Here is a 7,595-nt window from a genome sequence, read left to right on the forward strand (position 1 = left end):
TTCAAAGGCTTTTTTTTATTAAACTGATTTTCTAAATGCCATAACGTGCAAATCTTTTACCGGATAAAAATCGTTATCAGGAAAGCGAACGTAACCTCTTTTAGTGTACAGCTTAATGGCATGTTCCATTGAATGATCTGTATGTAAACCTAAATAAGAACACCCTAGCTCCCGAGATTCTTTTTCACACGCTTCAAGAAGCGCGTTGGCGACTCCTTTCCGGCGATGCGACGGAGCAACTGCCAGCAGACGAATTTCAGCCCATGGAAATGGCTTTAACAATCCTCCGTATACATCCGTATTTGGGGGATAAAACAAAACGCTTCCTGCCATTTCTCCATTGATTTCAGCTACAATGCACTCAAATTTCTTTTCTTCACTCAGGGTATGTAAAATTCCCTTTCGATATCTTTTCCAGTGTGCTTCTGATTTTACAGCTGCATATTGCTCATAAGCAGCAAGCGTCACTGTTTCAATAGATGATGTTTCTTCTTCTCTAGCTTTTCGAACGATCAATTTTTTCTCCTCCATTTACCTTCTTCGTTAATTCTTATTGTCTATGGTGAACCATGTTTATGCAACACATTTGCATCTTAAAACAGCTTCCTTTGCATATATTTAATCCGTTCATTATGGTTTCTAAAGCGGTCTTTGTGCTGAAACTCTGCTTGTCTTCATATACATATAAAGAGATTCATAGACAAGGATGAGACAGCATGTATAAAAAATTGATTGCAATTGGAATTGGCAGTGTGTTTGTTAGTATTGGGATTAACGTTTTTATTCTTCCGCTTCAGCTTGTAACAGGAGGCATTACCGGAATTAGCTTAATCATTAATTATTTACTTGGCTATAAAGTAGGTGTGATGATTTTTTGCTTAAACTTGCCGATTTACCTTCTCGCCTTGGGTTTTAACCGCTCTTATTTTTTAAATGCTATCTATGGCATGGTTCTCTCAGCCGTTATGATTGATTTGCTGTTTCCGCTTCACGGGATTTTTCACCTTCCCATTATCTTAAGCGCTTGCCTTGGAGGTGTTTTTAACGGAATCGGAACCGGCATCATGCTCCGGCAGCACGCAAGTCAAGGCGGGGTCGACTTATTTTCTCTGATACTTGCGAAATGGTTATCTTTAAACCCCGGCATCATCATTTTAGTGATTGACGCATCTATTATTATTTCAGGTATTTTACTGCTTCAAAACGATACAGCTATTTATTCATTATTCATTGTTGTATGCTCTGGTATAGTGACCAGTTTAATTACGTCATTCAAACGCATCATCGTCTATGTATAAGGAAAAAGCCTCGAGACATGCGTCTCGAGGCTTTTCTTTATTTGTCATTTAAGAATTCTTGCAGCGCTTCTTTATTTTTATCTAAATCAATATCAAGCACCATACCAACACCGCTATACGTTTTGTTTTCAAATGATCCGTCTAACGGCAGTCGCAGGCTTTGAACATCTTTCATGTTTCCTGTTACCACATCTTTAGCCAGAAGCATCATGCTTTTTGTATCTAAATTTGTATCGATGTAAGGATCCATTACGCCGAGAAGCTTCGGTATTTTAAACACGCTGTTTAGGCTTGCTACTTCATCTTTAAGCTTTAAAACGACTTCTTGCTGGCGCTGAACGCGTCCAAAATCACTCATGTTATCATGACGAAAACGTACGTAGCCAAGCAGTTGTTCACCGTGTAAAACTTGAGTACCTTTGTGAAGCGTCATACCAATTCCCGAAGACATGTCGTGAGGCACGGTTACTTCAATGCCATCAGGTGCAATCGTATCTACAATTTTTGAAAACCCTTCGAAGTCCACAACTGCATAATAGTTAATATCGATATCAAAATTTTGTTTGATCGTTTTACGCAGCAGCTCAGGACCTCCGAACGCGTAAGCAGCATTCAGCTTTTGCTTGCCGTGTCCTGGAATATCCACGTACATATCTCTCATAAGCGAAACAATTTTCGGGTGTTTGCTTTTAGAATCGTAGTGAGCAATTAAAATAGAGTCTGTACGAGAATGCTTTTCCCCGCGCGAGTCACTTCCTAACAGCAGCATATTTACTTCTCCGTTATTTGGGAGACTGCCTTGAAACTGTTCAAATGTCGTGCCGTCATCCGCAAATTTACCATCGCTTGCCATCGATAGCCCTTGCTTATATTGGAAATAGCTGTATATGCCTCCAACGATAATAAAAAGAAACAACAAGGCAAAGAACACTCTGCCCCATCGAACTCTTCTTCTTCTTTTGCGTCTTGTTCGCTCCACGTTTCTGTCACCAGCTTTCTTTTTCAATGAAGTTCTCATAAAACAAGCAAGTAGCTAAGCTTTTAAAAAGCTCCTCTACTTGCTTGTTTGGATTGTATGGTGTGAAAGCTTACATTACTTTTCTGTTTCTTGGTCTTTTCCATACATATATTTTGATGGATCGACCGCTTTAAAGTCATCTAATTTATTAAATCGTAATAAATCACCGTATAACACTTTATCAGAAAGTTCTAGCTCTCTTCCAACTTTCTTTTTATAAGCTTTCGCTTCGTCTGTTGCTGTGATTCTTTCTCCCGTGTTTGTATCGTAATACTTGCCGTCAATTGACGTGTATTTTGGAGAAACATAATCACCGTTTCTAAATGCTACTACCTGATCATGATCTTTTGATAATAAATCTGTACCGAACTGAACATACTCTTTACTATCAATTCCCACTAAGTGAAGAAGCGTAGGTACTACGTCAATTTCACCGCCGTACGTATGGTTCACTCCACCTTTTACACCTGGTACGTGAAGGAAGAACGGTACGCGCTGAAGCTGAGCGTTTTTATATGGCGTAATTTTCTCGCCAAGAACTTTTTCCATTGCTTTGTTATGATTTTCAGAAATACCGTAGTGGTCACCGTAAATCATAATAACTGAGTTGTCATATAAGCCTGAAGCTTTTAGCTCCGTAAAGAATTCTTGCAGTGATTCATCCAAATAACGAGCCGTTTGGAAATAACGGTCTACCGTTCCATCTCCTGTGTTTGCCGGCTCAATGCTAGCATCGCCTTTATCAAGGACAAATGGGAAATGGTTTGTTAATGTAATCATATGCGCATAGAACGGCTGCTTCAATGACTGTAGCATTGGCATAGATTCTTTGAAGAATGGCTTATCTTTTAATCCATAGTTTACTTTGTTATCACCAGTCATATTGTAATAACTTGCGTCAAAGAATTTATCCACACCGAACTGCTTATAAATTTCATTACGGTTCCAGAACGTTTTATAGTCTCCGTGTAAAACGGCACTTGTATAGCCGCCCTCTTGATCTAAGATCGCTGGTGCTGCTTGGTACGTGTTGCGGCCTTTTAAGCTAAATGCCGATCCTTGGGGCAAGCCGTATAATGACGTATCCATCATAAGCTCTGCATCAGCTGTTTTACCTTGTCCTGTTTGATGGAAGAAGTTATCAAAATACATAAATTCATTTCCATTTGCTAATGAGTTTAAAAACGGCGTTACTTCTTGCCCGTTTAACTTATAGTTAATCAGGAATGACTGAAATGATTCTAAATGAATTTTAATAATGTTTTTTCCTTTTGCTTTACCGGCATACTCAATATTTGGAGCTGCATAGTGACTTGTACTGAAGTTTTTCACTGTTGTTAAGTCATCACTGCTTGCGAATGCTCGCTGCTTTGAGTTTTTAAACGTTTGAACTGCATCATACACCGTGTAGTTGTATGCTCCTAAATATTTCACTAGGTAGTTGCGATCAAATGTTCTTGTTAATAATTCAGGGCGATCTTTTTCAGCATAGTGCAAGTTAATTGCAAAAGCGATAGCTCCTGCCGCTAGTACCATGAACGTATAGCGGAATTTAAGGCGTGCTTTTGGCCATTCGATTTTTCTAACAAACAATAGCGCAATCAGTAAAATAATATCTACAAAGTAAAAAATATCGTGAACTTTTACTAAATCAGCGATACTGCCTCCTAAATGACCCACATTGCTTGTTTGCGTTAAAGTAGGCAATGTCACAAAGTCATTGAAGAATCGATAATATAAAATATTGCTGTACAAAATGACCGTCATGATGGTACTAAGGATAAGCGTCCAAACGATGGCTCTTTTCCCTTTTGCAAACAATGCTAACCCTAAAAAGATCAAAGTTGAACTAATTGGATTAATAAACAATAACGTTTTTTGCATTGAGTCACTTATATCTAAGTTGAACTCCACTTTGTAAGACATGTAAGACTTGATCCACATGAATAAAACCGCTATAAAAAAGTAAAACAACGGCTTTGAAAATAGTTTTTTCATTTTCAAATTCCTTTCACTAAAAAGTAGAGATTTCATGTTCAGCTAACCTCAGGAAAATCCCCTACATTAAATCGTAACGGTTACGTCCTGCAAAAGATTACCTGAAAATGATTCAATTTGTCAAACAATATCATCTTCATCTCTTTTTTTAGTCATCTACAAAATTTACATTTTAACTTGTAATCTCTTATTTTTTTATCGTGATGTTAATATTACACAATTGTTAATTTGTAAATTTTGTTCTCCCTATATTGCATACATATTAATTTACCACATTTCTGCTCTGCAATAAAAGTATTTTTATATTATTAGGCATAATATTTCACTTACTGAATGAAAAGGTACTATTGTACTGGAAGGTATTCTTCCCTTACTGTTAGGACTAGTAAAAATAGACTGATCTATGCTTAGTCTTTATCTTTCTCAACAGCTATGCGGTCTCCTTGTGCAAAGGGCTGTGAAATAACAAGAAACTCAATCTCTTCACTCGAACGATTCATCATTTGATGAGGAATGGACGGAAGCACTTCTATTCCTTCATGGGCTTTTACATCATAAATAATTCCGTCTACTTCTAGAGCAGCTGTTCCTTTTAGCACGAAGAAAAATTGCTGTGCTCTCGTGTGATTATGCCTTACCTCTTTCGTATGAGGGGGCATGCGCTCATGAATAATACTTACGTCTTTATTTTTCACTAGGTGCCACCCATCGCATTTTCCTCCCCACACGTAGTGTTCTGCGTTTTGCTTACTGACTTTCATGACTAGCTCCCCTTTTTCTAATAAATAAAGACCTGCAGATGAAATAGAAATTCTATGTGATCTTTTTAACCTTGCTATCAGAAATATTTTTTAGATGAAGGTTTTGGCTTAAAAGTAAAAAGCATTCCTAAAAAGATCAAAACAATGCCTGCCAGCTGAAGAAGCGTCGGGCGAAATCCCGTGAATGCTGTATCTAATAAAATAGCAACGGCTGGATCTAAAAACACTAAAACCGAAATCACCTGAGTTTTTAAATAGCGCAGGCTGTCGAAAAACAAATAATACACTAAACCAGTATGTACAAAGCCCGTTACCAAAATAGCTGTCCAATTGGCCGCTGTTAAGAAATGAAAATCACTAAAATGAACAAACGGCAATAATAAAAAAATCCCTAAAAAAGTCTGAAGAAATGTAACAGCGTAAGCACTCGTATGAATGATTCCTTTGCCAAGCAGCGTTGTGCATGCATAAAACAAAGCGGCTAAAAGCGCCCACAGTATTCCTGACGACATGAAGCCATCAATCGTAAGTTCCTTCACTCCAATAATCAGAAGTGTTCCTACAAAACAAATGAAAATAGACATAATGCCAAGAACCGTTAATTTCTCCCTAAAGATAAAGCTTCCCAGAAGCAATACTAAGACGGGTGCAAGATGATAAATAGAAATAGCTACCGTAACGGACATCATTTCAAATGCTTTAAATAGAAACACCCAGTTAAACACAAGGAATATGCCGCACAGTAAAATCTGCTTTATTTCTTTGGCATTCCATTTTTCTCTTTTATATTCACCTGTTACAAACCAGCACATTCCGAGAAAAAGCGTTGCACAAATACAGCGAACAAATACTAAATCAAAAGAAGGCAGTCCAGTTTGTGTGGAGAAAAACCCAATCGAACCAAAAATACTCATTGAAACCATCATTTTTACCATGGGGCCTGCTTTCATTTTTCCACCTCGCTTTCAGAAAACTATTATTATTCAAACATAAAGAAGTTCATTTGTAAATTAATGGTTCATAAGCGCTGTTCCATGAAAAAGCAAAAAGCGCAAAGACACGGGGTCAGTCCCATCGTCTCTGCGCTTTTCTGTCTTTCTTTTAATCTTCAACCGGGAACCAGCCTGGTGTGTTAATAATGGCTTGCCACAGCGGGTCAGGAATCACAAGCTTTTCCTGATCTTTTTTGCTTAATGTTGTCACAATTTCATTTTCGCGGCCTTCTTTGACTTTTTGAACCCAGTCTGGATCCATAATTAATTCACGGCCAATCGCAAGCAGTGGAATGCCGGTTTCAAGAGCTGCTGCTGCTTCGTCTGCTGTATGAATAAAACCTACGCCCATCACAGGTACGCGGCTTCCTACGCGCTCTTGAATAATCTCAATACGTGAACGAGTATCTTCCACGCCTCGGCGAGGTTTTGACCAGAATTCCATTAGCGATACGTGAAGGTAATCAAGGTCTTTTTCTGCTAGTGCATCAACTAATCTCAGCGTATCAGCCATTGTAATTCCAGGCGTCTCAGGCTCTTCCGGCGAGAAGCGATAGCCTACTAAAAATGGTTCTTTTGCATGTTTAGAAACAGCTTGCTTTACTTCGTCTACGATCGCTAGTGGGAATGTTAAACGTTTTTCTACGCTACCACCCCATTTATCTTCGCGGCGATTAGAATGCGGAGAAAAGAACTGCTGAATTAAATAGTTATTTGCTCCGTGAATTTCAACTCCGTCAAATCCTGCTTCAATGGCGCGGCGCGTCATCTCACCAAAATCGTGGATAATGCCTTCGATTTCTTCATTGGTTAACTCTCTAGGCACCGGTGCTCCTTCTTGTTCTGCGGCAACAGCGCTTGCGCTAACAACCTCTCCATTTGGAACAAGCTCAGGCGGACACATGCGGCCTCCGTGGAAAATTTGAAGAACTGCTTTTGCCCCTTGATCTTTAATTGCTGTTGCTAAGCGGCTTAGGCTAGGAATCATTTCATCGCTGTCTGCAGCAAACTCTCCGTGAAATCCTTTGCCGTTTGGCGTTCCGTATGTACATGCTGTAATGACCATGCTAACACCGTTTGAACGTCGTACATAGTAGTCTACTTCTGCATTTGATACTGTTCCATCTTCATTTGATGAAAAATTTGTCATAGGCGCAAGAATAACGCGGTTATCTAATTTGATGCCATTTGAAAAAGTAAATGGCTGTAAAAGCGGCTCATACTTTTTATTTGTCATTTTGTTTCCCTCCAAAAATGATACGGTCAAAAATATTGGCATGTTATAGGTAGAAACTGTTTTTCCTTCCTATAATATGTGTCATTTAAAACTGTAACTTTAAAATATACTGTAATTTTAATATGTACAATTTTACCTGTCAATGAATTTGACTTTTGCCCCTTCTACTAAAAAATGACGATATTTATAAAATTCACATGAATTTGGACTACTTTTCATTCCAGCTCAAATCATTAATTATCATGAAGCTTTTTCCCAAAAAATATGTATAATATCTCACGAACTTTTTGT

General features: G+C 38.3%; 7 protein-coding genes. 1 reads left to right on the forward strand and 6 read right to left on the reverse strand.

What is annotated here, in order from left to right:
* Positions 1-18: 18 nt before the first annotated feature.
* Positions 19-516: a GNAT family N-acetyltransferase gene (locus BG04_RS04530; protein ID WP_016765235.1), complete on the reverse strand. Its 498-nt coding sequence runs from the start codon at positions 514-516 to the stop codon at positions 19-21.
* A 200-nt stretch (positions 517-716) separates the two neighbouring features.
* Between BG04_RS04530 and BG04_RS04535 the strand changes: the two genes are divergently transcribed.
* Positions 717-1,298, forward strand: a complete 582-nt coding sequence (locus BG04_RS04535) for a YitT family protein (RefSeq protein WP_013058630.1) — start codon at positions 717-719, stop codon at positions 1,296-1,298.
* 37 nt (positions 1,299-1,335) lie between these two features.
* Here the strand turns inward: BG04_RS04535 and BG04_RS04540 are convergent, their stop codons facing one another.
* From BG04_RS04540 to BG04_RS04560, 5 genes are all read right to left on the reverse strand, one after another.
* Complete coding sequence (locus BG04_RS04540; RefSeq protein ID WP_034654996.1) at positions 1,336-2,304, reverse strand: LCP family protein; 969 nt, start codon at positions 2,302-2,304, stop codon at positions 1,336-1,338.
* An 87-nt stretch (positions 2,305-2,391) separates the two neighbouring features.
* Entirely contained in the window at positions 2,392-4,314 is a 1,923-nt protein-coding gene (gene ltaS / locus BG04_RS04545; RefSeq protein ID WP_034649499.1) for a lipoteichoic acid synthase, read from the reverse strand.
* A 407-nt stretch (positions 4,315-4,721) separates the two neighbouring features.
* The gene (locus BG04_RS04550) at positions 4,722-5,075 is read right to left on the reverse strand and encodes a cupin domain-containing protein (protein WP_034649497.1); all 354 of its coding nucleotides are present in this window, start codon (positions 5,073-5,075) and stop codon (positions 4,722-4,724) included.
* Between the two features lie 77 nt (positions 5,076-5,152).
* Positions 5,153-6,025, reverse strand: a complete 873-nt coding sequence (locus BG04_RS04555) for a DMT family transporter (RefSeq protein ID WP_034649495.1) — start codon at positions 6,023-6,025, stop codon at positions 5,153-5,155.
* A 151-nt stretch (positions 6,026-6,176) separates the two neighbouring features.
* Positions 6,177-7,304 (reverse strand): NADH-dependent flavin oxidoreductase, encoded by a 1,128-nt coding sequence (locus BG04_RS04560; RefSeq protein ID WP_034649493.1) that lies wholly within the window; start codon positions 7,302-7,304, stop codon positions 6,177-6,179.
* Between the last annotated feature and the right edge of the window lie 291 nt (positions 7,305-7,595).

This window comes from Priestia megaterium NBRC 15308 = ATCC 14581 (assembly GCF_000832985.1).
Classification (GTDB): Bacteria; Bacillota; Bacilli; order Bacillales; family Bacillaceae_H; genus Priestia; species Priestia megaterium.